The sequence below is a fragment of the Ruania alba genome (assembly GCF_900105765.1).
GTDB classification, from domain to species: domain Bacteria; phylum Actinomycetota; class Actinomycetes; order Actinomycetales; family Beutenbergiaceae; genus Ruania; species Ruania alba.
On sequence record NZ_FNTX01000002.1, the window covers coordinates 1,730,435 to 1,755,750 of the forward strand.

Below are 25,316 nucleotides of genomic sequence, written 5' to 3' on the forward strand. Positions count from 1 at the left end.
GTTTTCGCCCGCTGCTTGCACTCTCGGCCTGAGAGTGCCAATAATGGCGTTAGCACTCTCAGCGCGAGAGTGACAACTGTGGTCAGCGAGACGAGGCGCCGGCCGGTGCGTGACGTGAACGCATCCGGTCAGGTGTCGTCCGTCGCGGGCGTCCCGCCGTACCAACCAGATGCCAGTACCGGAGGATCGAACCGCCAATGGCTAAGCAGATCGCTTTCAACGAGGAGGCCCGTCGCGGGATGGAGCGTGGGCTCAACACCCTCGCCGACACCGTGAAGGTCACCCTCGGCCCGAAGGGGCGCAACGTCGTCCTCGAGAAGAAGTGGGGCGCCCCCACGATCACCAACGATGGTGTGTCCATCGCGAAGGAGATCGAGCTCGAGGAGCCCTACGAGAAGATCGGTGCAGAGCTCGTCAAGGAGGTCGCCAAGAAGACGGACGACGTCGCTGGCGACGGCACCACCACCGCCACCGTGCTCGCCCAGGCGCTCGTGCGTGAGGGCCTGCGCAACGTCGTGGCCGGCGCCAACCCGATCGCCCTCAAGCGGGGCATCGAGAAGGCCGTCGAGGCTGTGACCGCTCAGCTGCTGACCTCCGCCACCGAGGTGGAGACCAAGGAGCAGATCGCGGCGACCGCCGGCATCTCCGCCGGTGACCCGCAGATCGGTGAGCTGATCGCCGAGGCCCTCGACAAGGTGGGCAAGGAAGGCGTCATCACCGTCGAGGAGTCCAACGCCCTGGGCCTGGAGCTCGAGCTCACCGAGGGTATGCGTTTCGACAAGGGCTACCTGTCGGCGTACTTCGTCACCGACCAGGACCGCCAGGAGGCAGTGCTGGAGGACGCCTACGTCCTGCTCGTCGAGTCCAAGATCGCCAACGTCAAGGACATGCTGCCGCTGCTGGAGAAGGTCATCCAGTCCGGTAAGCAGCTGCTGATCATCGCCGAGGACGTCGAGGGCGAAGCTCTCGCGACCCTGGTGCTGAACAAGATCCGCGGCACCTTCAAGTCCGTGGCCGTCAAGGCACCGGGCTTCGGCGACCGCCGTAAGGCCATGCTCAACGACATCGCCATCCTCACCGGTGGCCAGGTCGTCTCCGAGACCGTGGGCCTCAAGCTCGACAACGTCGGCCTCGAGGTGCTCGGAACCGCGCGTCAGGTCGTCGTGACCAAGGACGAGACCACGATCGTCGAGGGTGCCGGCGACGCCGACGCCATCGCCGGGCGGGTCGCTCAGATCCGCGCCGAGATCGAGAACTCGGACTCGGACTACGACCGCGAGAAGCTGCAGGAGCGCCTGGCGAAGCTCGCCGGTGGCGTGGCCGTCATCAAGGCCGGCGCCGCCACCGAGGTGGAGCTCAAGGAGCGCAAGCACCGCATCGAGGACGCCGTGCGCAACGCGAAGGCTGCCGTCGAGGAGGGCATCGTCGCCGGTGGTGGCGTGGCCCTCATCCAGGCCGCTGCCGCCGCCTTCACGACCCTCGAGCTCGAGGGTGACGAGGCGACCGGTGCGTCGATCGTGAAGATCGCCGTGGACGCTCCGCTGAAGCAGATCGCCGTGAACGCCGGCCTCGAGGGTGGCGTCGTGGTGGAGCGGGTGCGTGGCCTGGAGACCGGTCACGGCCTGAACGCCGCCACGGGTGACTACGAGGACCTGCTCGCCGCGGGGATCAACGACCCGGTGAAGGTGACCCGCTCTGCGCTGCAGAACGCCGCCTCCATCGCGGCACTGTTCCTCACCACCGAGGCCGTCGTGGCCGACAAGCCGGAGAAGGCCCCCGCGGCCCCGGCCGGTGGCGACGACATGGGCGGCATGGGCGGCATGGGCTTCTGAGAAGCCAGCACCGCCTGAGCCGTTGAGCTCAGTTGCATCGCCGAAAGCCCCCGGTTCCCTTGCGGAGCCGGGGGCTTTCGCGTACCCAGGCGGGGGGACTCCTCCCCATCTGTCGCACTGCCGGTTCCATACCGGCTTCGGTATGGTGACCGCCATGTCAGGTCAGGGTGCGTCGCCGTCTCCTGCGCCGCCTGACCCACACCGGGACCGCGCTTCGGGCTCGCACCCGGTAGCGGAGGGCTCGCTCCGGGTGGAGTTGCGTCCGTCCGCCGTCGGCAGGGCGGGGATGGTGGTACTGGCACTGCTGCTGATCGTGTTCGGCGGCGCGATGGTGGCAGCCGCCACTGTCATCGACCAGTGGGCCGATCCGAACGGCATCGCCGCCGGCATCGTCGGCATAGTGATTGCTGCGTCCGGGGTGCTGGGGCTCGTCGTGATGCCGCGGGCTTTGGCCCCTGCCTGGCTCACCTTCCGGCCGGACGCCGTGGAGTACGTCGGAAGGCAGTTCACGTTGTCCGTGCTGTGGCAGGACGTGGAATGGCTGTACCTCTGCGCGCCCGGCAAACTGAGTCTGCTCGGCGTGCGGTGGAGCCCGTTGGTGCAACTCATCATCCGCCTCGGACCGGAGGCCGCCGCGGCCAATGGCGCCGCTCGAGGGCGGGTGGGCAGGCGACCGGGGCTCGTCGATCGCACGCGGGTCGTGATGTTCTGGGCGGGCAAGGAATCGAAGCAGGCCGTGGCGCTGGGCTGCGACACCTACGGCGGGGGCCGCTTCCACGGGCCTCGCCTGTGAGCACGAGCGTCCGGCGGGGTCATGCCGTGGAGTCCGGCCCGCCGCGCAGTGCGGTGAGCTCGTCGGTGAGGTTCGTGCGCGCCCGGTCGGCCCAGCGTGCTGCACCACGAGGTGTATGGAAGAGCGGCTCCTGGGCAAGCAGGTGCTGCACGACGGCGGAGCGTCCCGTCTGCCAATCGGCGTCACCGACGTGTGCGTACTCCTCTCTGACCTGCCGGAGGTAGCGCCGGTAGCCGGCCTCATCCCGGCCCAGCACGGCGAGGTCGGCGTCACAGAGCAGCGCAGCGTTCCGGTCATGCTCGCCGACCTGGTGCTCCGCCGTCACCCGGACCAGGCGCGCCACCTCGGCCACCTCCGGCCCGGAGATGCCTGTCCGCGGGAGGACATTCTGGGCGAGAGCCGCCGAGTCCCGCTCGTCCTGCCCGGCCACGCCCTGGTACACGGCATCATGGAACCAGGCCGCGAGCACCACGGACCGCGGCGGCTCGTCCGGCGCGCACAGCACGTCGAGGGCCTCGAGCACATCGAGCAGATGCGCCGTCGTGTGATAGTGCCGATGTTCCTCGTCCCACCGGTCGATCAGCTCAGCTCCGAGGCTCGCCGATCCCGGCAGGGTCCGTTCCCAGCGATCGGTCAGCACCGACCGCCGGTGCGCGGGCCGATCCCGGGCCGGGACCCGCAGACCGCTCCCGCGCAACCGGCGGATGAGCTCGCGTGCTGAGACCCGCTCAGCACCGCGCGCCACGAGCTCGGCGTGCAGCCGCTCCGGTACGTCGTAGTGGTCCCGGTCGAACGCACGCTCGCTCACCCCCGCGGCCGCCGCGAACTCGTGCAGCTCGGTGAGCGAGGCGTCGGAGACCAGGTGCGAGAATCTGGTGCCGTGCGCCGGCCACATCGGGGGATCGATGAGAAGGGCCACGCCTCCCAGGGTAGGCGCCGGTCAGCGCGCGAACATGCGCATCGTGTTCGACTCCGCGCCTTCGTACTCGCGTGCGCCCGCATCCAGTGCCATGGAGATCTGCTCCAAGGAACTCTCCACCTGCTGCTGCGTGGCGCGCCAGTCGGTCAGCAGCCCGGTGAAGGCGGTGGATGCGTTCCCACGCCAGGAGCTCTGCAGGGCCGTGAGGTGCCGCATCATGTTCGTCACCTCGGTCTGGATCACGGTGGCGGAGTTGCGGGCGTTCGCTCCCGCGCGAGCCACTTCCGCGCTGTCAACCTCGAATCGGGCCATCTCGTCCTCCTCAGATCGCGGGCCTGCCCGGTGCACGGCCCGACACTGACGACGCTAGGCGGGACCGTCCGCCGCGGTCGGGAAGGTATCGAGGGGGTGTGGACGGGCGCGCATCGGTGCGCGCACTGTGCACAACTGTGGTGCGGACGCCGCGTTCGGCGCCTCAGTGCCGCCGGGTCACGGGGTGGTGCTTGATTGAGGGCATCTTCGGTGGCCGGCTCAACGACGGGATGTCCCGGCCGCGGTCGCGGCTCTCCCTCGGCTCCTCGTCCGGAGCGTGCTCGGTGTGTGGTGGTGCTTGGTTGCCCTGGTCGGTCCCTCGTTCGGCGGCCGGGTCGCGTTCGGAGGGGGTGGAGTCAGTCTCGGATCGGGGAGTGTCCTCAGGGGGCGGCTCGTTCTCAAACGCCTCAGGTTGAGCCGGGGAGGGGTCGTCCGTCTCGCCGTGGGGGGTCGATTCGTCCCGCGGGGGCAGCTTTTCCAGCTTCGCGGTAAGCCGGTCGAGCTCGGCCGCGAGATTCTCCCGGGCTGCGTCTTCCCACGGCTGAGCCATGGGGCTCTTGAACAGCCGGTTCCGGTTGAGCAACTTCGTCACGATCGCCAGGCGCGCTTCGACGTAGTCCCGATCCGGGATGTGCTGGTACTCCTCGCGGACCTCGCGCCGGTACGCCTGGTACCGCTGCGGCTCGGCCGCGAGGCCGCCGAGGTCGGCGTCGCAGAGTGCCTGCGCGTCGATGTCGTCTTTCGGGGCGGAGTGCCGGGCAATCCCGATGATGAGCATGGAGACGCGCTCGACGATGTCCTCGGGGACTCCGAGCTCGGTGAGCTCGGTGCGGGCGAGCTCGGAGGAGGCGACTTCGTCCACGCCGCCGCGGTGGGCGTACGCCTGACGAGCGGCGGCGTCGAACGCGGCACCGTGGTACCAGGCGGCGATGCGCACCACGTCCGGGTTGTGCGTCTCCGGTGCGAGCTCGTCCACGCGAGCGAGCACCCCGATCAGGCGTTTGAGGTTGTGGTGGATCCTGCTCGGGTCCGACCACCGGGTGATCAGCCGCTCCCCGTAGGAGTCGAGGGTGGCCCGGTCAGCGGTCGCTCCCACTGCCTCCAGGCTGCGTCGCCATGCGGATAGAACCCATCCTGGTGCGTCGATGACGCCCATCGCGCTCACGTTCCTCGTTCACTGTCGATCACGGTCACGTCATCGTAGACCCGTTGCAGGTGTGGGGCAGGCCGTCTGTTCGGTGCGCCACCACAACGGTCGGTTCTGTCAGTGGACTGTCATCACTGTCACAACGGGCCGAGCGAGACCGCGACTACCCTGGATTCATGGCAGTCGGCGTACCAGCGGTAGTGATCACGGTCTCGGACCGGTGTGCTGCCGGTGCGCGCGAGGACCGTTCTGGTCCGGCCGCGGCTGCACTGCTCGGCGATGCCGGTTACTCCGTGGCCCCGGTGACCGTCGTGCCGGACGGGGCGGACGCCGTCGAACAGGCGGTTCGGGCCGCCCTCGACCAGGGTGCCCGCCTGGTGCTCACCACGGGAGGGACCGGAATCGCCCCGCGGGACCGTACGCCGGAAGGCACAGCGCGCGTGCTGGACCGGGAGTTGCCGGGCATTGCCGAGCAGATCCGCCGCTGCGACGCTGACACGGTGCCCACGTCGATCCTCAGTCGCGGTGTGGCGGGGGTGGTCGGTGTGGCCCTGGTGGTCAACGCCCCGGGTTCGGTGAACGGGGTGACCTCCGCCGTGCAGGTGCTGCTGGCCGTGGCCCCGCATGTGCTGGACCAGCTCGACGGCGGTGATCACCCGTGAGCGCGAGGAGCCCCCGTGTAGGGACGCCGAGGGACGAGGTGTACCGGAGCGAGGCACCGGAGGGCGCACGGAAGACAAGCCCCGTGAGCGCGAGGAGCCCCCGTGTAGGGACGCCGAGGGACGAGGTGTATCGGAGCGAGGCACCGGAGGGCGCACGGAAGACAAGCCCCGTGAGCGCGAGGAGCCCCCGTGTGGCGATCGCCCGAATCTCACCCACTGTCCTCGACATCGCCGCCCATCAGGACGCCGTCACAGGACCGCAGGATGGTGCCCTAGCCAGTTTCGTGGGGACCGTGCGCGACCACAGCCCGGACGCGGCCGGGCAGGTGCAGCGCCTGGAGTACGTGGCGCACCCGGCGGCCGAGGAGGTGCTCGAGCAGCTCGCTGCCCAGGTGAGCGCACGGCACGACGGCGTCACGATCGCCGTCAGCCATCGCACCGGTGATCTGGACGTGGGGGAGGTGGCCATCGTGGCCTGCGCTGCCTCGGCACACCGGGCGGCCGCCTTCGACGCGTGCCAGGATGTGGTGGAGACCGTCAAGGCGGAGTTGCCGATGTGGAAGAAGCAGGTTCTCGTGGACGGGTCACACACGTGGGTGGGTGCACTATGACCGCCGTCTCCGAACACCTGGCCCACCCGATGGTCGACCGGTTCGGCCGGGTGCACCGCGACCTGCGGATCTCTCTGACCGACAAGTGCAACCTGCGCTGTGCCTACTGCATGCCCCCGGAGGGTGTGCCGTGGCTGAGCAAGAACAACATCCTCACCACCGACGAGCTGGTCCGCGTGGCCGAGGTGGCGGCGGTGCTGGGCATCGAGGAGGTCCGGCTCACCGGCGGTGAACCGATGCTGCGGCAGGACGCTGTGGACGTGGTCCGGCGGATGGCAGCGATCGAGGGACCGTCCGGTCCGCTCGAGGTGTCCATGACCACGAACGGGATGGCGCTGCCCAAGCATGCCGCCGACCTGGCCGCTGCCGGGCTGGCGCGGGTGAACATCAGCCTGGACACGCTCAGCAAGGAACGCTTCCACGAGCTGACCCATCGGGACCGGCTCAGCGATGTGCTCGCCGGGATCGATGCGGCGCTCGCGGCCGGGTTGAACCCGGTGAAGATCAATGCCGTGGCGATGCGGGACGTCAACGACGACGAGCTGGTGGACCTGGTGCGCTTCGCCGCCCGCTCCGGATGCGAGATGCGGTTCATCGAGCAGATGCCGCTGGATGCCGGGCACGTCTGGTCCCGGGTGAGGATGGTGCGCGGCGAGGAGATCCTCGAGTCGCTGGAGCAGGCCTTCGAGCTCACGCCACTGCCGGGCCGTGGCGCTGCCCCGGCGGAGCGCTTCCTCGTCGACGGCGGACCCACCACCGTGGGCGTGATCCGTTCGGTGACGAAGCCGTTCTGTGGGGCGTGCGACCGGGTGCGGATCACCGCCGACGGACAGCTGCGGAACTGTCTGTTCGCCCGGGAGGAATCAGACCTGCTGACGGTGCTGCGCTCCGGCGGGAGCGACGACGACATCGCCACGCTCATGCACCGCTGCATCGCCGGGAAACTGCCCGGGCACGGCATCGACGACCCGGGTTTCCTGCAACCGGACCGCCCGATGAGCGCGATCGGTGGCTGACCTGCCGCTCGGGGTGTTACCCCGCCTGCATGACGCTCTTGCAGCCCACGGCGCCGTAGCCCTCGGTGGTTCGGGGCTGATGCGTGCGTTGGGTCTGGACGTCGCGGTCAACGACTGGGATCTGGTCACCGATGTCGATCCTGCGGTGGTGAGCGCGGTGCTTGAACAGCTCGGGCTGCCTGCACAGCAGGTCGAGGGGGACAGTGCCCAGTTCGCCACGCGGGCGTTGTTCGAGGTGGCCGATCCGGAAACGGGCGGCGGGATCGATGTGCTGGTGGACTTCGCCATCATGGACGGCGGCCGGGCGGTGCCGATCCCGGTACGGCCGTTCCGACGCTGGCGCGGGTTGTGGCTCGCCCACCCTCGCGACTGGGTGCTTGCGTACCGGTTGATGGGGCGTACTGAGAAGGCCAGCTTGCTGCAGGACTGGCTCGCTGCAGAACACTCCCACTGAACATCGGGTGAACGACGCACCCGGGCGGTGAGACGATGCACCGCCCCGGGCGCGAGGTCTGGCAGGTTAGGGGGATGGACACTGCCGCTCTGCTCGATCTGCTCAAGGAGACAGCCGCAACCGTCATCACCCCGCGGTTCCGCGCCCTGGCCAGTGAGGAGGTGATCGAGAAGAGCCCCGGTGACCTCGTCACCGTGGCCGACCGGGAGTCCGAGGTGGTGATCACCGACGCGCTGCGCGCGGCCTACCCGGACGCACTGATCCTGGGGGAGGAGGCCACCGCGGCTGACCCGAGCCTCATCGACGCCTTCGCAGCGGCCGAGCACAGTTTCACCATCGACCCGGTGGACGGCACGAAGAACTTCGTGCACGGCTCTCCCGACCACGCGGTGATGCTCTCCGAGCTGCGCGGGTCCGAGGTGGTGCGGGCGCTGATCTGGCAGCCCGAGCATCAGGTGGCCTGGGTGGCCGAGAAGGGCGCCGGTGCCTACCGCAACGGCGAGCGACTCTCTGCCGTTCCGCGCGACACGGACCCGGCGCAGTTGCGGGGAGCCACCTCGTCCGTGTTGAACTCCTCCGCTGCGCCGGCCGAGCTGCCACCGATGCAGGACTCCTGGTGGTGCGCCGGGGTGGACTACCCGAACCTGGCCACCGGCACGATCGATTACATCGCCTACCGGCGGGACTGGCCGTGGGACCACGCGCCGGGGTCGTTGTTGGTGACCGAGGTCGGCGGGCACATGGGGCGTCTGGACGGCGGCCCGTACGACCCGCGGGTGCTCACCCCGTGGCTGATCGCGGCTGCGTCGGAAGAGATCTACGAGGCCGTCCGCGGTCCGATCGCTGCCGCGCTCGCCTGAGCCGAGTCCCCGCCCCTTCTCCCCTCACGTCGACTGGCCGAGCGCAACCTTGTGCGGCATCTGAGCCACCACGAGCCGCACGAGGTTGCGCTCGGCAGGGTGGGCTCGGGGTGATCAGCCGCCGGCGAAAGGCGGCAGTACGTCGACCACGTCGTTCTCCTCGAGCGAGGTGGCGTCGTCGGTCACCACGCCGTCCACGAGCAGCGAGCAGCGGGTGAGCACTCGCTCCAAACCCTCGCCGTGCCGCTCGATCATCAGCGAGCGAAGCTCGCCCACGCTGTTCGCGGCCAGGGACTCGCCATGCCGGCCAGCGGCCTCGGCCGCCGCGGCGAAGTACCGCACCTCAGTCATCTCTACGCTCCTTCTCCCAGTTCCGGGCGAGGTCGCCCGCCCTGCTGACGACGTCCCGCACCGTCTCCGGTGATGCGCTCGCCCGGGAGGCCACGGCCAGCCCCACCAGGTACGCCGTCACCGGTGCGGCCGGCCGGTCGACGTGATGAGCGACGTCCCGGGTCATGTCCAGCAGCGCACGCAGATCGACGAGCTCGGGATCGACCCCCAGCTCGGTGCACGCGTGGCGCACCCACTCCTGGATCGGGGGCAGGTCCTGGTTCATCTGCTGCTCCGTTCGCCGTGGGCGCGGTCGTTCCTCCGAGTCTGCCAGATCGTGCTCGGCGGACCGGGCCACTTCCAGGTCCGCTTTGGTGTCCACATCGAGCAGCATGCCCGGGTGCGCGCTGATGCCCTGCAACCGCAACGGTCCGAGCAGGCGCCGCAGCGAGGCGTCGCGCACCGTCGGCAGCGCCCCCAGGGCGCTCTCCAGGGCAGAACGTCGGTACACCCCGGCGAGCCACTGCCAGCGGCCGTCCGGGTCGCGCAGGCACACCCCGTGGGTGGCGGCCTCGAAGTCGGCGCCGGCGAGGGCGGCGACCGCCTCTTCCGCGCGGGGCAGGTCGGCGGCAAGCAGCAGCACCCACCCGTCCCGCTCGGGCAGCTCCGCGAGACCGGCAGCCAGGGCAGCGACCGGTCCACCGAAGGCCGGTTCCTCCTGGGTGTGCCCGATCGCAGCCGGAACGGGCAGGTCTGCCGGGCCTACCACCACGGTGCTGCGCGCCCCGTCCACCGCGTCGAGCGCATGGTCCAGCAAGGTGCGCCCAGCCACCTGCAGCTCCGGTTTACGCACCCCGCCCAGGCGGGTGCCGCGCCCGCCGGCGAGCACGACGGCGTCCCAGGCCCGAGGCAGCTGCGTCACCATGGTCGCCGGCTCGCCGCTCAGGCGTCCCGGTGCCAGTCGCCGGACTTCCCACCGGTCTTCGCGATCAACCGCACATGGGAGATCTCGGTGCTCTTGTCCAGCCCCTTGACCATGTCCACCACGTTCAGCGCGGCCACGCTCACTGCCGTGAGCGCCTCCATCTCCACGCCGGTGCGGTCTGCGGTGCGGGCGGTGGCCGAGAGCGCGACGCCCTCGTCGGTCACCTCGGCATCGAGCACCACCCCATGCACACCGATCACATGCGCCAGCGGCAGCAGCTCCGGCGTGCGCTTCGCGGCAGCGATCCCGGCCACCCGGGCCACAGCGAGCACGTCCCCCTTCGGCACCGACCCGTCCCGCAGCGCCGCCACCACGTGGGGAGCGCAGCGCACCAGCGCCGCAGCGGTGGCCGAGCGCACGGTTGGCTGCTTCTCGGTGACGTCGACCATGCGGGCCTGGCCGCGGTGGTCCAGGTGGGTGAAGTCGCTCATCGGTGCCCTCCGGTCAGTAGGTCGACCGTGTCGCCGGCCGCCACCTCGGTGATCTCGGCCGGTACTCGGGCCAGGCCGTCTGCGGCGGCCAAGGTGCCCACCAGGTGCGAGCCCGACCCGCGCTCGCTGGAGGGGCGCACGAGGTGCGCCGGCTGACCGGGCCGGGGTCCGCCGTCGGGAGTCTCCACCCGCACCGGCATGAACTGCTCACGCCCTGCGGGGGAGCGCCACCCGATCGCGGCGACGGCCGGGACCAGGGGGAGGGACGCCGTCACCGGATGCCCGGCGAGCCGGCGTAGCGCGGGCGCCACGAACACCTCGAAGGAGACGTACACGCTCACCGGGTTCCCGGGGAGGGTGAAGACCACTGTGCCGTCGGTCAGCCGACCGAACCCCTGCGGCTTCCCGGGTTGCATCGCCACCGGGCCGAACCACATGCCTGGCTCGGGGGCGAGTACGGCCTTGACCACGTCGTAGGCGCCCACGCTCACCCCGCCGGAGCAGATGATCGCGTCCACGTCCGGTGACACCTCCGCGAGCACCCGCGCGAAGGCGTCCTCGTCGTCGGGCACGGCGCCGATGCGTACCGGCTCGGCACCCGCCTCGGTGACCAGTCTGGCTAGCAGGTAGGAGTTGGAGTCCGGGATCTGCCCGCCCACAGGTGCGGTGCCCGGCGTGACGAGCTCGGTGCCGGTGGAGATCACGGCCACCCGCGGGCGCGGGTGCACCGTCACTGACCCGTGCCCGGCCGCGGCTGCCGCGGCGACCTGCCGGGCGCCCAACAGCGTGCCGGCCTGGAGCACCAGATCCCCGGCGGCCAGATCCTCCCCGGCGCGGCGCAGGTGCCGGCCCGGGTCCGGGGCGAGGGTGAGGCGCACCTGGGTGGTGCCGCCGTCGGAGTACTCCACCGGGACGATCGCATCCGCACCCGCGGGCATCGGAGCGCCGGTCATGATGCGGGCTGCCGTTCCAGGAGCGACCGGCTCGGTGCTCACGGCCCCGGCCGGGATGTCGGCATCCACCGGCAGGGTGACCGGGTGGTCTTCGCTCGCACCAGCCAGATCGACGCAGCGGATCGCGTACCCGTCCATCGCCGAGTTGTCGAACAGCGGGATGGGTGTGGTGGAGGTGACGTCCGCAGCGAGCAGGTAACCACCGGCGTCGGCAAGGTCGAGCGGGCGCGGGGGGAGCGGCTCGATGGCGCCGAGCACCTGCTCGAGGTGCTCGGCCACGGTGCGCGTCATCGGGACTCCCAGGCTTTGATTCCGCCGGTGAGCACGGAGACCGTGTACCCGTGCGCGGCCAGGTCGGTGGCAGCGCGCTCGGAGCGGGGCCCGGCGGCGCAGTAGACGATCACCTCAGAGCTGCTGGGCACCTGGGACCGCCCGGACTCGGTGAGCACTTGTGCGAGCGGGATCAGCCGACCGCCGGGGATGGAAGCCCGCATGTACTCGTCCGGTTCGCGCACGTCCAGGAGGATGAAGTCGTCCCGGCGGTGACGGCGCTCGGTGAGCCGGTGGTCGAGTTCTGCGGGGGTGACGCGGGCGAACGGGGGCTGCGGTGGACCGCCCCGGGCAGGGGAAGCTGCGGTGGGCACGGGGCTAGCGGGTGCCCCGGTCGGACGGGGTGCGTCGGGGCCGGAACGCAACGGCAGCTCGGTCCACCGGGCATTCAGTGCATCGAGCACCAGGACCCGCCCGAGCAACGGTTCGCCGATCCCGGCGATCAGCTTGATCGCCTCGTGTGTCATCACTGACCCCACCTGCCCGCACAGGGCGCCGAGCACACCGGCCTGCGCGCACGAGGGCACGCTGCCCGGGGCAGGCTCGTTCGGGAACAGAGTGCGCAACCGTACCGGGTCACGGCCCTGCGGTGGCGCCGACCAGAACACCGAGACCTGGGCGTCGAACTGCAGCACCGATCCCCACACCAGCGGCAGCCCCAGCCGGGCGCAGGCATCGTCGACCACATATCGGGTGGCGAAGTTGTCGGTGCCGTCCAGCACGAGGTCCGCGCCGCGCAGGAGGGCGTCGGCGTTGTAGGCAGTGAGCCGCTCGTTGCGTCGGTCCACGATCAGGTCCGGGGCGAGCTCGGCGAGCGTGTTGGCGGCCGAGTCCACCTTGGGCCGGCCCAGGTCGGAGACACCGTGGGCGATCTGCCGGTGCAGGTTGGACCGCTCGACCACGTCATGATCGATGATGCGGAGCGTGCCGATCCCCGCGGCTGCCAGGTACATCAGCGCGGGAGAGCCGAGTCCGCCTGCCCCGACGACGGCGACGGTGGCGGCCCGCAACCGTCGCTGCCCGATCTCACCGAGCTGGGGCAGCAGGATGTGCCGGGAGAGACGGTCGGTCTCGGCGCGGCTCAGCGCCGGACCCGGTTCGACGAGAGGCGGCAGCGGCATGTTCCTACGGTAGTCGGCCCGGGCTACCGTCAGAACCGCCTGAGCCTTACCGGCTCCTTACCGCGGCGGCATCCGCAGCGCCCCGTCGAGGCGGATCACCTCACCGTTGAGCAGTGGGTTCGCCACGATGTGCGCCACCAGATCGGCGTACTCTTCCGGGCGCCCGAGCCGGGCCGGGTGCGGCACCAGGGCCTCCAGAGACGCGCGGACGTCATCCCCGAGCCCGGCCATCATCGGCGTCTCGAAGACGCCCGGAGCGATCGTCATCACCCGGATCGCGCTGCGGGCCAGGTCGCGCGCGGCGGGCAGGGTCAGGCTCGCCACCCCACCCTTGGACGAGGAGTAGGCGGCCTGCCCGATCTGCCCGTCGTAGGCAGCCACCGAGGCAGTCATCACCACCACGCCGCGGTCGCCGTCCCGTGGTTCGTTCCCGGCCATCGCCTCGGCTGCGGCTTCCAGCACCGCGAACGTGCCGATCAGGTTGATCTCCACCACGCGGCGGTACTCGGCGAGCGGGAGCATGCCCTGCTTGCCCAGGATCCGGCCAGGCGTGGCCACGCCCGCACAGGTGACGACCACCCGGAGTTCTCCGAGCTCGCCTGCCTGCTGGACGGCGGCCTGTACGTCCTTCTCGCTCGTCACGTCTCCCGGGGCGAACGTCGCCGCCTCGCCCAGCTCCTCAGCCAGAGCAGCCCCACCCGAGGAGGGCAGGTCGAGCAGGACCACGCGTCCGCCGTCGGCGATGATGCGGTGCGCGCTGGCCGCACCGAGGCCGGACGCGCCACCGGAGATGAGGGCCACGGAATCGTCGGTGATCATCATGATCTGACGGTACGACGTCGACCGCTGGACCGCCTCGGCTCGAGCTCGTTCGGCCGGCAGCGGGCGGCCCAGCCCATGGCCGGCGACGAGTTCATCGCGCGTGCGATCGTCGCGAAATCCGCCGCCGGGATCGTCAGCAGTCCCCGCCGGAAGGGCATCCCCCAGGAGCGTCCCTCCGGCACGAACGAGAGCCGATCCCGCAGTCCAGCGACCGGAGCGGGATCCACTCGGTACCAGTTCACGTGGCGTCGCCACGGGTGGAATGTGGCGGTCAGCTGCACCTGATAGCACTCCTCGTCGGTCACGTGCCCCAGCGCGGTGAACTCTTGTACGGGGGTACCGGAACGCATACTGGTGCGTGGCGAGTAGAGGACGATCCCGTCGCCACGGGCGAGTCGGCGGAGCCGGTCCGGCTTCCCATGGTCGGCCTGCACGATCCCCTCCCGCACGCCGACCCGCGCGTGGTCCAGGCACACGGTGTTCACCCAGTAGGTCACGCCGGCTGCGCCTCGTGCGCGGTGATCACGTATCCGTCCGGGTCCCGGAAGGCGAAGTGCAGTCCGAACGGGCTCGGCGCCACCGGGCGCACGATCTCCACGCCGTCGGCAGCGAGGCGGTCGTGTAGACCCTCCGGATCGTCCACGCCCAGCCACAGCGCCGCACCGAGCCCTACTGGTCCGGCGTCGAGGTCCGTGCCGGGCAGTGGGGTGCGCACCGCGAACGGGATCGGGGCAGTCTCGAAGACCACCGCGTCCGGGCGTTCCGTGCCGCGGGTGAGCCCGATGCGCTCGTAGAAGTCCGCGGCGCGGGCGACGTCGCGTACCTGCAGGCCGATGAAGTCGAATCCGATCATCCTTGTTTCCTCCTGTGTGTCAATGTATTGACTCGAGCGTATGTCAGAATATTGACATGGGTCAAGAGGTGCTGGACGAGGTGACCGGGTATCTGCTCAAGCGGGTGCATGCGGCGCTCCGCGCCGAGATGGAGGCGGTGCTGCGTCCGCTCGGCCTGACGGTGGCCCAGTACGCCTGCCTCGAGGTTCTCGACCGCGCCGACGCCGTCACGAGCGCGCAGCTGGCCCGGGAGGCCTTCATCTCCCGACAGTCGATGACCGTGCTCCTCAGTGGCATGGAGTCTCGCGGTTGGGTGGAGGTCGTTCGCGGGAAGGGGAGGGCGCGGCCGTACCGCATCACCGCAACGGGTCGAGCGGCGCTCGATCCGGGTCGGGCGGCCGTGACCGACGTCGAGGGGCGCATGGTCGGGGCGCTCGACAGCGGGCAGCGTCGCGATCTGCACGAGCTGCTCGGGCAGTGCCTGCACGGGCTGACTGTCTCAGGTTCGTGAGATTTAGCCGCATCGTGACGCGCGTGCGGCCAATAGTATGGCCATCATGCCGCATTATCGGATCAGCGAAGCCGCCGCCCTGCTCGGCGTGAGTGCCGATACCGTGCGCCGCCGGGTGGACGCCGGCGATCTCGCGGTACACACCGACGACGCCGGCCGTGCCGTGGTGCCGGGGGAGGCGCTCGCCCAGTGGGCCACCGAACGCGCCGCCGCACCTGCGCAGAACGGTGTCTCGAGCGCCCGCAATCGTCTCGACGGGCTGGTCACGGCGATCACCGCCGACGCCGTGATGGCTCAGGTGGAGTTGCAGTGTGGCCCGTTCCGGGTGGTCTCGCTGATGTCGGCCGAGGCCGTGCGCGACCTCGGCCTCGAGGTGGGCTCCCGTGCCGCGGCTGTGGTCAAGGCCACCACCGTGATCGTCGAGGCACCCCGATGAGCGCGAGGAGCCCCCGCGTAGGGGCGCCGAGGGACGAGGTGCACCGGAGCGAGGCACCGGAGCGATCAGAGCAGAAGGTAGAGATGAGCCCGAGGCGCCGAAGCGCTCAGAGCAGGAGGTACCGATGAAGGCCCGATGGCGTCCCCTCGCCGCCGCCGTGGCCCTCGCCCTGGCGGGCGTGGCCGGCTGTTCCGCCGTGCCCGACCCCGGCCCCGGAGCAGGTTCGGTCGAGCCGGCTGACGGAGAGCAGACCCTCACCGTCTACGCTGCCGCATCTCTGGCCGGCCCGATCAGCGAACTGCTCGCTCAGTACGCCTCTGACCATCCCGAGGTCGCCGTCGCGCCCGCCGTGCTCGATGGGTCGGCCACCTTGGTCACCCAGGTCGCCGAGGGCGCCGCACCCGACGTGATCGCCACCGCGAACGAGGCCACGATGGCCCAGCTGGTCGAGGCCAACCTGGTCGCCCCACCGGAGATCTTTGCCACGAACACGCTGGTGATCGCCGTGCCGGAGGGGAACCCCGAGGGCGTCACGGGTCTGGAGGATCTCACCAGGATCGACACCGTGCTGTGCGCCCCCGAGGTTCCGTGCGGTGACGCTGCCACCACGCTGCTCGAGCTCGCCGGTGTGGACCTGGAACCGATCAGTGTGGAACAGAACGTCACGGCCGCCGCCGAGCGAGTGACCTCCGGTGCCACCGACGCCGCCCTCGTGTACGCCACCGATGTGGCGGCCCGGGAAGACCAGCTCGATGCCGTCGTTCCCGACGGTGCCGCCGACGTGGTGAACCGGTACCCGATCGCCACCCTCACCTCGGCACGTGCGGCCGGTGCGGACTTCCTCGAGCTGGTGCAGTCCGCCGACGGAGCCGCCGTCCTGGCCGAGCACGGGTTCGGCACGCCGTGAGCACCCGCGCCCCCGTCGGCGTCGGTGGTCGCATCCCGCCCGTGCTCCTCGTGCCCGCGCTGGTGGCGGTGGCGCTGCTGGTATTGCCGCTGCTCGCCCTGCTGCCCCGGGTGGACTGGGCCGGCGCCCCGGCGGCGATCACCTCCCCAGAAGCCCTGACCGCCCTGAGCCTCTCCCTGCGCACCGGACTGGTCGCCGTCGGGTGCTGCCTGCTCCTCGGGGTGCCGCTCGCCCTGGTGCTGGCCCGGACCACCGGGCCACTCGCGGCAACCCTGCGGGTGCTGGTGACCCTGCCGCTCGTGCTGCCCCCGTTGGTGGGCGGCCTCGCCCTGCTGTACCTGTTCGGCAGGCAGGGCTGGCTCGGCCAGGCGCTGGACGTCGTCGGGATCTCCGTGCCGTTCAGCACGGCCGCCGTGGTGCTCGCCCAGACGTTCGTGGCGATGCCGTTCCTGGTGATCACCCTCGAGGGGGCGTTGCGCACAGCCGGCACCCGCTACGCCACGGTGGCTGCGACGCTTGGCGCTTCCCGTTGGACGGTGCTGCGCCGCGTGACCCTCCCGCTGGCTGCCCCCGGTCTGCTCGCCGGTACCGTGCTGGCGTTCGCCCGGGCGGTGGGGGAGTTCGGAGCCACCGCGATGGTGGCCGGCAACGCGCCCGGCCGCACCCAGACGATCCCGATCGCGATCTATACCGCCTTCAACGGCGCCGGCGTGAGCCGCGACGCCGCGCTCGCGCTCGCCGTGCTGCTGGTGCTGGTGGCGCTGGTGATCCTGGTCGGTCTGCGGGACTGGCGCCGTCGGGAGGTCTGGTGAGTACGGGGCTGGCCGCCGACGTGCAGTCCGAGCGGGGCGGCTTCCGCCTGTCGGCGAGCCTCGACGTGCCGGCCGGGAGCGTGCTCGCGGTGGTCGGCCCCAATGCGTCCGGAAAGTCCACCCTGCTGCAACTGCTTGCCGGGCTACTCACGCCCCAGCAGGGAACGGTCCGGCTCAGCGGCAGGGTGCTCACCGACGTCGCCCGCGGGATACAGGTGCCACCGGAGCATCGCGGGATTGGCCTGCTCGGGCAGGACCCGCTGCTGTTCCCGCACCTCAGCGTGCTCGAGAATGTGGCGTTCGGGCCACGCAGCGCCGGTGCCGGGAGGGCCCAGGCGCGCCGGACGGCGCTGCACTGGCTGGACCGGGTGGGGTTGGATGGCCTCGGGGCGCGCCGGCCGGGCACATTGTCGGGCGGGCAGGCGCAGCGGGTGGCGCTCGCCCGGGCGCTCGCGGCCCGGCCGGACGTGTTGCTGCTGGACGAACCGCTCGCTGCGCTCGATGCGGAAACGGCTCCCGTGCTGCGGCAGGTGCTGGCCGAGCAGTTGCGTACCACGGGCACCACAGCCGTGGTGGTCTCCCATGATGTGCTCGATGCCGCCCTCCTCGCGGACCAAGTGGCCGTGCTGCATGAGGGCGCAGTGGTGGAGCACGGGCCGGTGACCGAGGTGCTGGACGCCCCGGCCACCCGGTTCACCGCGGCTCTGGTGGGCGTGGCGCTGGTGCCGGGGGTGGTGCGGGCCGGGGGTGTGCACACCGCCTGGGGTGGGTGGCCGGTGAGCGCGATCGGCGCTGCTCCCGATCAGATTCCCGACGGCGGCCCGTGCGTGGTGCGGGTACGTCCGGCTGCCGTGACGGTCGCCCCGGCGGGGGAGAACGCGGAGGCCGGGGTAGAGGGGATGGTCAAATGGCTGGAGCCTGCGGCTGGCGGGGTGCGGGTGCGCCTGGCCGCGAAGTCCGCGGACCTCGCGGTGCCAGGTGTGGAGCCGGGCGGGAAAGGTCCGGACGCCGGAACGGACCTGCTCGCCGATATTGACCCCGCCCGCGTAGACCCCTCGTGGCTGGCGCCGGGCGCGAGGGTGCGGGTGCGCCTGGACCCGCAGCGGCTGGCGCTCCGGCGCAGCTGAACTCGCGCGAAATCGCGGAACATCGCGTGACGTCACGACTCACAGCGCGACCGCGTCCTCGATGGCCGAGGCCGAGATCGGGCGCTTGAGCAGTTGCACCGGGAACACGTCGATGTCGTCGCGGCCGAAGAGCTCCCGGGTCTCCTCCATGAGCCCGGAGGCGCGCATGAGTAGGTTGCCGTCGGCCGGGTCCATCTCGATGAGGATGTCGATGTCGCTGCCGGGGTGCGCGGTGCCGCGTGCGACGGAGCCGAACAGCTTCGGGTTCGTCGCAACCTCGTCGTGGTCGATGCGTGCCAGTGGGGTGACGATCCGGGGCACTCGAGCGCACCGGATCGTCACCGGGTGCGCCCGATTGTGGCCATATCTCAGCTGGTGAGCGAGATCGCCCGCACTCGCGGGAAGGGGGGGTGGGTTAGGCGGCGCCAGGTGGGGTGCGGGGCAGGCGCACCTCGATGGTGGCACCGCCGCCGGGGGTGGGGCGGTGCGATACCTGGCCACCGTGCGCGCCCACGATGGTGGCCACGATCGCCAGCCCCAGTCCGGAGCCGCCGGAGGTACGGGTGCGGGACGTGTCTGGCCGGTAGAAGCGCTCGAAGATGCGGTGTGCATCGGCCTCCGGGACTCCGGGGCCGTGGTCAACCACCTCGAGCACGGCGTCGTGACCATCGGCGTAGGTGCGCAGTTCCACCGGGGTGCCCTGTGGAGTGTGCTGGACGACGTTGCCGATCAGGTTCGTGACCACCTGCCGGAGCCGATCCGCGTCTCCCTGCACCAGGACGGGGCCAGGGGCCACCAGGTCGGTCGGCCGGCTCGGATCGAGCGCCCCCAGGTCACCGACCGCGTCGTTCGCGATCGCCGTGAGGTCCACCTCAGTGAGCCGCAGGTCGCGGCCCTCGTCCAGCCGGGCCAGGGCGAGCAGGTCATTGACCAGCGACCCCATCCGGATCGCCTCGTTCTCGATCCTGCCCATCGTGCCGGGCAGTTCCTCCGTCGGTACCGCACCCATCCGGTACAGCTCGCCATACCCGCGGATCGAGGCCAGGGGTGTACGCAGCTCGTGCGAGGCGTCGGAGACGAAACGCCGCATCCGGGCCTCGGAGGCCGCCTGTGCGGCGAAGGAGGATTCCAGGTTCGCCACCATCGAGTTGAACGAGACTCCGAGGCGCCCTACTTCGGTGGTCTCCGGCGTCACCGGCGCGCGCCGGCTCAGATCGCCCGCGGCCACGGCGGCGGCGGTGTTCTCGATGTCGCGCAGCCCGCGCAGCGAACGTTGCACGGCCACGTACCCGGCGGCGGCGGCGAGCAGCACCACCCCCAGGCCCACGAGCACGGTGAACAGTTGCATCTGGGCGAGAGTCGTCGTCACGTCGTCCATTGGGAGCGCGACAGCCACGGTGACCGCCTCCTGCCCGACGGACCCGCGCAGCAGGACCATGCGCCACGTCGAGGTGCCCTCGATCGACCCGATCGTCTGGGTCTTCCCGGCCAGCGTGTCCAGCTGCTCGTAGGTGACGACCGGGAAGTCGGGGACGGCATCGGTGCCGGTCGTGGCGGGGATGTCGCTCAGGGTGGTGCCGTCGGCGGAGAGGATCCGCACGTAGTAGTTCGTCACCGGTTGGTTCCGGCCGTCCTGCGGATCGAACGGTCCGCGGTTCTCCAACAGCTGGACGGCGTTGTCGAGGTTGTCGTCCACCTGCGCGATGAGGGACCGCTTCAGCAGCGTCAGCGTCGCCACTCCGGTGACCACCAACGCCACCACGAGCAGCGTGCCCATGATGAGCACCAGATGCACCCGCAGCGGCAGCCGCTTGAGCACCGGCGTGTGCGGCATCTCATTGCTCACGGAGCACGTACCCCACGCCACGCTTGGTGTGGATCAGCGGGCCACTCGCGGAGTCCTCCGCGAACGGGGCATCCACCTTCCGGCGCAGGTAGGAGATGTAGGACTCCACGATCGCGCCGTCCCCACCCCAGTTGTAGGCCCACACGTGGTCCAGGATCTGCGACTTCGACAGCACCCTGCCGGCATTCAGCATCAGGTAGCGCAACAGCGTGAACTCGGTGGGGGAGAGGTCGATCTCCACACTGCCACGGCGTACCTCGTGGGCGTCCTCGTCCATCTCCAGGTCGCCCACCCGCAGCAGCGAGTCCGACGTCTGCGCGGCGACCGCCTGTGCGCGGCGCAGCACCGCCCGGATCCGAGCGATCACCTCGTCCAGACTGAACGGCTTGGTCACGTAGTCGTCCCCGCCCACGGTCAGTCCGGTGACCTTGTCTCCGGTGTCGTCCTTCGCCGTCAGGAACAGCACCGGCACGTGCACGCCCCGGTCGCGCAACCGGCGGGTCACGGTGAACCCGTCCATGTCCGGCATCATCACGTCCAGCACGATCAGGTCGGGCGTGACGGCCTCCACCTGGCGTAGCGCTTCGTTCCCGTCGGCGGCCACGACCACGTCGAAGCCGGCGAACCGGAGCGAGGCGGAGAGCAGCTCGCGGATGTTCGGCTCGTCGTCCACCACCAGGAGGCGTGCCTCAGTGCCCGACGACGAAGGGTGCTGTGCTGTGCTCATAGCACCAGTGTGCGCGCCTGGGCTGGGAGTTTCCTGAGAAGTCGCTGCGTATGCGGTGGGCGTGCTACAGGTAGCGTGCCGGGTCGAAGGACTCCAGCGGGATGATCCGCACCCGCGGCAACGGCACGGTGAAGGCGTGGATGTCGTCCTCCAGGTCCACCATCTCCAGCCCTTGGTCGTTGAGCTCGGCGAACTGGTGATTCACGAACTCCCGGAACGCGATCAGCCCGACCCGGCGCTCGCCGTCCAAGAGGTCCTCCACCTGAGGGAGGAAGTCGCCATCGTGGCTGGCCAGCAGCACGTCCCCGGGGCGGTTCCGCAACTCGGCGAGGGTGCGCTGGATACCGATGTCGACCACCTTCTCGCTGGCATCGCCGGCGAGCGGGATCGGGTGGTAGCCCATCGCCAGCAGGGCCTGCACGAAGCTCATCGGCATCTGCCCGCTGGTGGCGTTGAGGAAGAACAACGCAGTGACCGGGTTGCCCCAGCGGGAGCGGGCATGCTCGGTGATGCGATCCCAGCGGGGCCGTTCCTCCGGGTTCGGGCGGCGGCCCAGCACGCTCATCCCGAGGGTGGCGTCGATGTTCTCACCGTCCACCAGCAGGTAGGTGCGGGGGCCCTCGGGGGTCTGCGACATGGGCCCACCTTAGATGCTCGGCTCCGTCGCCAGGTCACGGTCGGCCGATGGGCTGCTCACCGCGCCGTTGAGGTCGCGCGCGGATCGGCACCGTGCGGCAACGACCAGGCTCGCACCAGCGGCGATGGCGAGCGCTGTGATGATCCAGCCGGAGGTGTGGACCCCGTCGGTCTCGGTGATCACACCGAAGATTGCGGCGACCGGGAGGAAAACGATCCAGGACAGGGTGCTCACACCGGACGCCACACCCGAACGGACCGCTGACGGGACGGCGTCGTGCAGCATCCGGGAGACGTGGATGCTGGCGGCGACGATGAGCAGTACCAAGAGGATCTGCGCGGCGACGACGACAACGACCTGGCCGGTGACGGCGAGCGTCACGCCCGTCGCGGTCATCAGCACGGCGATGACGGCTGCGGTTCGTGGCCGGTCCAGGTCGACTCGGCCGGCGAGTACTCCACCGAGTCCGAGCGACCCGACGATGCCCGCCCAGTGTGGTCCGTAGAGGAAGGTCGGCGCGGCCAGGACTACGAGCCACAGCGGTGAGAACTCCAGCATCATCTGCAGCATGAGCGCGGTCAGTACGGCCAGAGTCACGATCGGGATCATGCGACCGCGGTTGGCCAGGGCCTGACAGGTCTGCATCAGGTGAGTCCGCAGCGGCGTGCGCTCCGCAGCGAGGTGAAGCTGTGGCTCGACGAACCGGAGCAGCGCAACGATCGACAGTGCCACCACGGGCACGGTGATCAGGTAGGTCACCCGCGTTCCCAGGAGCTCGGCGAGAGCTCCGCCGGCGAGCGCGCTGCTGACCATGGCGAGACTGTTGACGAGCCGGTTGTGGCCGAGGTGCCGCTCGTACGCCTCGCTGTGCCCGGTCTCCTCGAGGACCGTGTCGTAGACCACCGAGTCCATCGTTCCGGAGAACATGGCGAAGTAGACGCCGAGAACCAGCGCACTGAGGAAATACATCGGCAGGTCGTGGCTGAGGCCGCCCAGCAATGCGCTCACCACCAGCGCCACGCTGGCGATGATCAGGACCCCACGGCGGCTCCATCGATCTGCCAGCACGCCGGAGGGCACCTCGAGCAGCGGAACGACCATCGCGTAGGCAGCCGCCATCATGCCGATGCTCGCGGGGGTGAACCCGATCTCGCTCATGAAGAGCTTCTCCACAGGCACCCAGAAGCCGATTCCCTGGAGGAACGCGGCCACGTGCAAGGGGCGCAGACGCTTGCTCAGTGGGCTTGTGGTCCGTTGCTGCGAAGTCATGATGCACTCCCGGTTCGGTGGTGGATCGCCGTCACAGACACATCGATGCTGCTGCGCCGGTCTCGACATTGGCGCCCGCACGTCCCCTCTACGATGTCGAGAACGGGTCGGCGGCACCGATGTCCCGGTAAGAGACGCCGGCCCGGCGTCGCCGAACGAAGGAGTCGCGATGAAGTTCATGCTGATGATCTGGAGCAACCCGGAGAACTGGGATGCCTTACCGCCCGAGCAGCAGAATGCGCTGGCCCAGGCCTCCGCCGCTGAGCACCGTGCGATCGATGCCGACCTGCTCGCATCGGGAGAACTCGTGGTGTCGGCGGCACTGGCCGATCCGGTGACGACCCGAACAGTGCGGGTGCGCGGCGACGTCGTCGCCAGCACTGACGGGCCATACGCCGAGGCGAAGGAGTTCGTGGCGGGGTACTACCTCGTGGACTGCGACGATCTCGAGCGCGCCACCGAGATCGCGGCACGGATCCCGGATGCCACGTGGGATCGGGTCGAGATCAGGCCCGCGATGGACCTCGCGGGGTTGGAGATGTGACGACGCCAGAACCGGGCGTAGTCGAGGCGACCCTGCGGGAGCTGGCCCCGCAGGCGCTCGCCGCCCTGGTCAGGCACCGCGGCCGATTCGACATGTGCGAGGACGCCGTGCAGGAGGCCATGATCGAAGCCGACGCGCGGTGGCGTGCTCGGGGTGTGCCGGAGAAGCCGCTCGGTTGGCTCCTGACTGTTGCCTCGCGCCGGCTCACCGACCAGATCCGCCAGGAGATGTCGCGCCACCGGCGCGAGACCGTGGTCGCGACGCGGGTGCCGGACGACGAACAGGTCGCTCCGCCCGCGGACGCGACCACGGCAAGCGACGATGCGCTCGCACTGCTCTTCATGTGTTGCCATGCTGCGCTGACCCCCACCTCCCGGATCGCGCTGACGCTGCGGGCCGTCGGTGGGCTGACCACGGCACAGATCGCGCGCGCGTTCCTCGTCCCCGAGGCAACGATGGCCCAGCGCATCAGTCGCGCGAAGCAGCAGATCAGAGCGGCCGGTGCCACCTTCGAGACACCGTCCGCCGCCGTGGTGCGTGAGCGCCTCGGCGCGGTGCTGCACGTGCTCTACCTGATCTTCAACGAGGGGTACGTCGCGTCCTCAGGTCCGGACCTGCACCGCGTCGAACTGACCGAGGAGGCCATCCGGCTCACCCGTCAGGTTCGCCGGCTGCTACCGGAGGACGGCGAGGTCGCTGGACTGCTGGCGCTGATGCTGCTGACCGATGCGCGTCGACCCGCCCGCACTCGGGCGGACGGCAGCCTGGTACCGCTGGCCGACCAGGACCGCACGTTGTGGGATCGCTCCGCCATCGACGAGGGTGTCACGCTGCTGTCCCAGTACCTGCCCCGTACCCGCACAGGCCCGTTCCAGTTGCAGGCGGCCATCGCCGCCGTCCATGCCGAGGCACCAACGGCCGAGGACACGGATTGGCCGCAGATCCTCGCCATCTACGACGTCCTGAGTGGATTCACATCGAACCCGATGGTCGCCCTCAATCGGGCCGTCGCGGTCGCGATGGTGCACGGTGCGCGTACGGGTCTCGACCTGCTCGACCGGCTCTCCGATGACCGTGCCCTCGCTGGTCACCACCGATGGCACGCGGTCCGGGCTCACCTCTTCGAGCTCGCCGGCGACCTCGTGCATGCTCGTGCTTCGTTCACTGAGGCGGCCAAGCGGGCCACCAGCCTCCCCGAGCAGCGTTACCTCCAGGAGCAGGTGGTCCGGCTGACCACCCACGACGACGGCACTTAAGGTCGAGAACTGACCGCCATTACGCAAGGGCACGGACCACCAGTGGTGATCCGTGCCCGCGCGTGTGCAGCCGCGACCTCAGCCGCCGATCTGACCGGCCGAACCGCTGGACTTCAGCGCGGCGAGCCGGGCGTCCACCTCGAGCGAGTCGGCGGAGGCCTCCAGTTCCTCGAACTGGTTGTCCAGGGAACTGGCGGCGATCTCGGCGTGCCCGGCCACCATGGCCTCCTGACGGCGCACCTGCTCCTCGTAGCGGGAGAGCTCGCTGGTGGGGTCGAGCACGTTGATCGAGGAGACGGCCTCGTGCACCTTGGCCTGCGCCTCGGCGGACTTGGCGCGCGCGGCCAGCTGGTCCCGCTTCACCTTCAGCTCACCGAGCTTGTCCTTCATCACGGCGAGACCGTTCTTCAGCTTCTCCACCACCTCGTTCTGCGAGGCGAGGATCGGCTCGGCGTCCTTGACGTCACGCTCGAAGCCGACCTGCTTGGTCAGCGCCACCTTGGCGAGATTGTCGTACCGGTCGGCACCAGCGGTGTCCCCGGCCTGGCGCAGCTCGTCGGCCTTGCGGGAGGCGGCCAGTGCCTTGTTGCCCCACTCGCGGACGGACGCGACGTCGTCGTTGTAGTCCTGCTCGGCCAGCCGCAGGTTGCCGATCGTCTGCGCCACGGCCTGCTCGGCCTCAGCGATGTTGTTCGTGTAGTCCCGTACGAGCTGGTCCAGCATCTTCTGCGGATCCTCGGCGCGGTCGATCAGCGAGTTGATGTTCGCCTTGGTGAGCTGTGCGATGCGGCCGAGGATGGTCTGCTTCTCCGTCATGTGGACTTCCGTCCCCT

Annotated in this window: 31 protein-coding genes; 14 read left to right on the plus strand and 17 right to left on the minus strand. The window is 70.2% G+C overall.

What is annotated here, in order from left to right; all coding sequences use genetic code 11:
* Positions 1-197 precede the first annotated feature (197 nt).
* Together groL and BLU77_RS18125 are read left to right on the plus strand one after the other, a co-directional pair.
* Positions 198-1,832, plus strand: coding sequence for a chaperonin GroEL (gene groL, locus BLU77_RS18120; RefSeq protein WP_089774428.1), 1,635 nt, complete (start codon positions 198-200; stop codon positions 1,830-1,832).
* Positions 1,833-1,986: 154 nt separating this feature from the next.
* Complete coding sequence (locus tag BLU77_RS18125) at positions 1,987-2,625, plus strand: hypothetical protein (protein WP_139177840.1); 639 nt, start codon at positions 1,987-1,989, stop codon at positions 2,623-2,625.
* A gap of 19 nt (positions 2,626-2,644) precedes the next feature.
* On the opposite strand, the gene BLU77_RS18130 is transcribed toward BLU77_RS18125, so the two are convergent.
* The 3 genes from BLU77_RS18130 to BLU77_RS22245 all read right to left on the minus strand — a co-directional run bounded on the left by BLU77_RS18130 (position 2,645) and on the right by BLU77_RS22245 (position 4,952).
* Positions 2,645-3,544, minus strand: coding sequence for a DUF4031 domain-containing protein (locus tag BLU77_RS18130; protein ID WP_089774431.1), 900 nt, complete (start codon positions 3,542-3,544; stop codon positions 2,645-2,647).
* A gap of 21 nt (positions 3,545-3,565) precedes the next feature.
* Positions 3,566-3,856 carry a WXG100 family type VII secretion target gene (locus BLU77_RS18135; RefSeq protein WP_089774433.1) on the minus strand — a complete coding sequence of 97 codons (291 nt, stop codon included), beginning with the start codon at positions 3,854-3,856 and terminating at the stop codon, positions 3,566-3,568.
* A gap of 163 nt (positions 3,857-4,019) precedes the next feature.
* The gene (locus BLU77_RS22245; protein WP_175477206.1) at positions 4,020-4,952 is read right to left on the minus strand and encodes a hypothetical protein; all 933 of its coding nucleotides are present in this window, start codon (positions 4,950-4,952) and stop codon (positions 4,020-4,022) included.
* 227 nt (positions 4,953-5,179) lie between these two features.
* Between BLU77_RS22245 and BLU77_RS18145 the strand changes: the two genes are divergently transcribed.
* From BLU77_RS18145 to BLU77_RS18165, 5 genes are all read left to right on the plus strand, one after another.
* Positions 5,180-5,665, plus strand: a complete 486-nt coding sequence (locus BLU77_RS18145; protein ID WP_089774437.1) for a MogA/MoaB family molybdenum cofactor biosynthesis protein — start codon at positions 5,180-5,182, stop codon at positions 5,663-5,665.
* A 191-nt stretch (positions 5,666-5,856) separates the two neighbouring features.
* Positions 5,857-6,276 (plus strand): molybdenum cofactor biosynthesis protein MoaE, encoded by a 420-nt coding sequence (locus BLU77_RS18150; protein WP_089774439.1) that lies wholly within the window; start codon positions 5,857-5,859, stop codon positions 6,274-6,276.
* Positions 6,273-7,292, plus strand: coding sequence for a GTP 3',8-cyclase MoaA (moaA, locus tag BLU77_RS18155; RefSeq protein ID WP_089774441.1), 1,020 nt, complete (start codon positions 6,273-6,275; stop codon positions 7,290-7,292). The genes BLU77_RS18150 and moaA overlap by 4 nt, the downstream gene beginning before the upstream one ends.
* Positions 7,285-7,746 carry an SDR family oxidoreductase gene (locus BLU77_RS18160; protein ID WP_089774443.1) on the plus strand — a complete coding sequence of 154 codons (462 nt, stop codon included), beginning with the start codon at positions 7,285-7,287 and terminating at the stop codon, positions 7,744-7,746. The genes moaA and BLU77_RS18160 overlap by 8 nt, the downstream gene beginning before the upstream one ends.
* A gap of 74 nt (positions 7,747-7,820) precedes the next feature.
* Positions 7,821-8,606 (plus strand): inositol monophosphatase family protein, encoded by a 786-nt coding sequence (locus BLU77_RS18165; RefSeq protein ID WP_089774445.1) that lies wholly within the window; start codon positions 7,821-7,823, stop codon positions 8,604-8,606.
* Positions 8,607-8,720: 114 nt separating this feature from the next.
* Here BLU77_RS18165 and BLU77_RS18170 read toward each other — a convergent pair whose 3' ends face one another.
* Genes BLU77_RS18170 through BLU77_RS18205 form a run of 8 tightly spaced genes read right to left on the minus strand, consistent with a single transcriptional unit; the run spans position 8,721 to position 14,431 of the window.
* Positions 8,721-8,957, minus strand: a complete 237-nt coding sequence (locus BLU77_RS18170) for a MoaD/ThiS family protein (protein WP_089774447.1) — start codon at positions 8,955-8,957, stop codon at positions 8,721-8,723.
* Positions 8,950-9,858: a DUF6457 domain-containing protein gene (locus tag BLU77_RS22800; RefSeq protein WP_175477207.1), complete on the minus strand. Its 909-nt coding sequence runs from the start codon at positions 9,856-9,858 to the stop codon at positions 8,950-8,952. The genes BLU77_RS18170 and BLU77_RS22800 overlap by 8 nt, the downstream gene beginning before the upstream one ends.
* 20 nt (positions 9,859-9,878) lie before the next feature.
* Positions 9,879-10,352: a cyclic pyranopterin monophosphate synthase MoaC gene (gene moaC, locus BLU77_RS18180; RefSeq protein WP_089774451.1), complete on the minus strand. Its 474-nt coding sequence runs from the start codon at positions 10,350-10,352 to the stop codon at positions 9,879-9,881.
* Positions 10,349-11,596: a molybdopterin molybdotransferase MoeA gene (locus BLU77_RS18185; RefSeq protein ID WP_089774453.1), complete on the minus strand. Its 1,248-nt coding sequence runs from the start codon at positions 11,594-11,596 to the stop codon at positions 10,349-10,351. The genes moaC and BLU77_RS18185 overlap by 4 nt, the downstream gene beginning before the upstream one ends.
* Positions 11,593-12,756 (minus strand): ThiF family adenylyltransferase, encoded by a 1,164-nt coding sequence (locus tag BLU77_RS18190; RefSeq protein WP_089774455.1) that lies wholly within the window; start codon positions 12,754-12,756, stop codon positions 11,593-11,595. Before BLU77_RS18190 ends, BLU77_RS18185 begins: the two co-directional genes overlap by 4 nt.
* 57 nt (positions 12,757-12,813) lie before the next feature.
* Positions 12,814-13,578 carry an SDR family NAD(P)-dependent oxidoreductase gene (locus BLU77_RS18195; protein ID WP_089774457.1) on the minus strand — a complete coding sequence of 255 codons (765 nt, stop codon included), beginning with the start codon at positions 13,576-13,578 and terminating at the stop codon, positions 12,814-12,816.
* A complete protein-coding gene (locus BLU77_RS18200; protein ID WP_217632502.1) occupies positions 13,575-14,075 on the minus strand; it encodes an EVE domain-containing protein in 501 nt (166 codons plus the stop codon). Before BLU77_RS18200 ends, BLU77_RS18195 begins: the two co-directional genes overlap by 4 nt.
* Positions 14,072-14,431, minus strand: coding sequence for a VOC family protein (locus BLU77_RS18205; protein WP_089774459.1), 360 nt, complete (start codon positions 14,429-14,431; stop codon positions 14,072-14,074). The genes BLU77_RS18200 and BLU77_RS18205 overlap by 4 nt, the downstream gene beginning before the upstream one ends.
* Before the next feature lie 56 nt (positions 14,432-14,487).
* Here BLU77_RS18205 and BLU77_RS18210 point away from each other — a divergent pair, with 56 nt between their 5' ends.
* The 5 genes from BLU77_RS18210 (at position 14,488) to BLU77_RS18230 (ending at position 18,204) form a co-directional block, all read left to right on the plus strand.
* On the plus strand, positions 14,488-14,922 hold the full coding sequence (locus BLU77_RS18210; RefSeq protein ID WP_089774460.1) for a MarR family winged helix-turn-helix transcriptional regulator: 435 nt from the start codon (positions 14,488-14,490) through the stop codon (positions 14,920-14,922).
* A 46-nt stretch (positions 14,923-14,968) separates the two neighbouring features.
* On the plus strand, positions 14,969-15,358 hold the full coding sequence (locus BLU77_RS18215; RefSeq protein WP_089775997.1) for a TOBE domain-containing protein: 390 nt from the start codon (positions 14,969-14,971) through the stop codon (positions 15,356-15,358).
* 124 nt (positions 15,359-15,482) lie between these two features.
* On the plus strand, positions 15,483-16,265 hold the full coding sequence (gene modA, locus BLU77_RS18220; RefSeq protein WP_089774462.1) for a molybdate ABC transporter substrate-binding protein: 783 nt from the start codon (positions 15,483-15,485) through the stop codon (positions 16,263-16,265).
* Positions 16,262-17,077: an ABC transporter permease gene (locus tag BLU77_RS18225; protein ID WP_089774465.1), complete on the plus strand. Its 816-nt coding sequence runs from the start codon at positions 16,262-16,264 to the stop codon at positions 17,075-17,077. The genes modA and BLU77_RS18225 overlap by 4 nt, the downstream gene beginning before the upstream one ends.
* Entirely contained in the window at positions 17,074-18,204 is a 1,131-nt protein-coding gene (locus BLU77_RS18230; protein ID WP_245708933.1) for a sulfate/molybdate ABC transporter ATP-binding protein, read from the plus strand. Before BLU77_RS18225 ends, BLU77_RS18230 begins: the two co-directional genes overlap by 4 nt.
* 39 nt (positions 18,205-18,243) lie before the next feature.
* On the opposite strand, the gene BLU77_RS18235 is transcribed toward BLU77_RS18230, so the two are convergent.
* From BLU77_RS18235 to BLU77_RS18255, 5 genes are all read right to left on the minus strand, one after another.
* A complete protein-coding gene (locus tag BLU77_RS18235; protein WP_245708934.1) occupies positions 18,244-18,546 on the minus strand; it encodes a nucleotidyltransferase family protein in 303 nt (100 codons plus the stop codon).
* A 73-nt stretch (positions 18,547-18,619) separates the two neighbouring features.
* On the minus strand, positions 18,620-20,050 hold the full coding sequence (locus tag BLU77_RS18240) for a sensor histidine kinase (protein WP_245708935.1): 1,431 nt from the start codon (positions 20,048-20,050) through the stop codon (positions 18,620-18,622).
* A complete protein-coding gene (locus BLU77_RS18245; RefSeq protein ID WP_089774472.1) occupies positions 20,040-20,777 on the minus strand; it encodes a response regulator transcription factor in 738 nt (245 codons plus the stop codon). Before BLU77_RS18245 ends, BLU77_RS18240 begins: the two co-directional genes overlap by 11 nt.
* A 64-nt stretch (positions 20,778-20,841) precedes the next feature.
* Positions 20,842-21,414: an NYN domain-containing protein gene (locus BLU77_RS18250; RefSeq protein WP_089774474.1), complete on the minus strand. Its 573-nt coding sequence runs from the start codon at positions 21,412-21,414 to the stop codon at positions 20,842-20,844.
* Between the two features lie 9 nt (positions 21,415-21,423).
* Positions 21,424-22,683 carry an MFS transporter gene (locus BLU77_RS18255; protein WP_089774476.1) on the minus strand — a complete coding sequence of 420 codons (1,260 nt, stop codon included), beginning with the start codon at positions 22,681-22,683 and terminating at the stop codon, positions 21,424-21,426.
* A gap of 169 nt (positions 22,684-22,852) precedes the next feature.
* On the opposite strand from BLU77_RS18255, the gene BLU77_RS18260 reads away from it, so the two are divergent.
* On the plus strand, positions 22,853-23,227 hold the full coding sequence (locus tag BLU77_RS18260; RefSeq protein WP_089774478.1) for a YciI family protein: 375 nt from the start codon (positions 22,853-22,855) through the stop codon (positions 23,225-23,227).
* Positions 23,224-24,483: an RNA polymerase sigma factor gene (locus tag BLU77_RS18265; RefSeq protein ID WP_089774480.1), complete on the plus strand. Its 1,260-nt coding sequence runs from the start codon at positions 23,224-23,226 to the stop codon at positions 24,481-24,483. Before BLU77_RS18260 ends, BLU77_RS18265 begins: the two co-directional genes overlap by 4 nt.
* A gap of 78 nt (positions 24,484-24,561) precedes the next feature.
* Here BLU77_RS18265 and BLU77_RS18270 read toward each other — a convergent pair whose 3' ends face one another.
* On the minus strand, positions 24,562-25,299 hold the full coding sequence (locus tag BLU77_RS18270; protein ID WP_089774481.1) for a PspA/IM30 family protein: 738 nt from the start codon (positions 25,297-25,299) through the stop codon (positions 24,562-24,564).
* Positions 25,300-25,316: the final 17 nt, after the last annotated feature.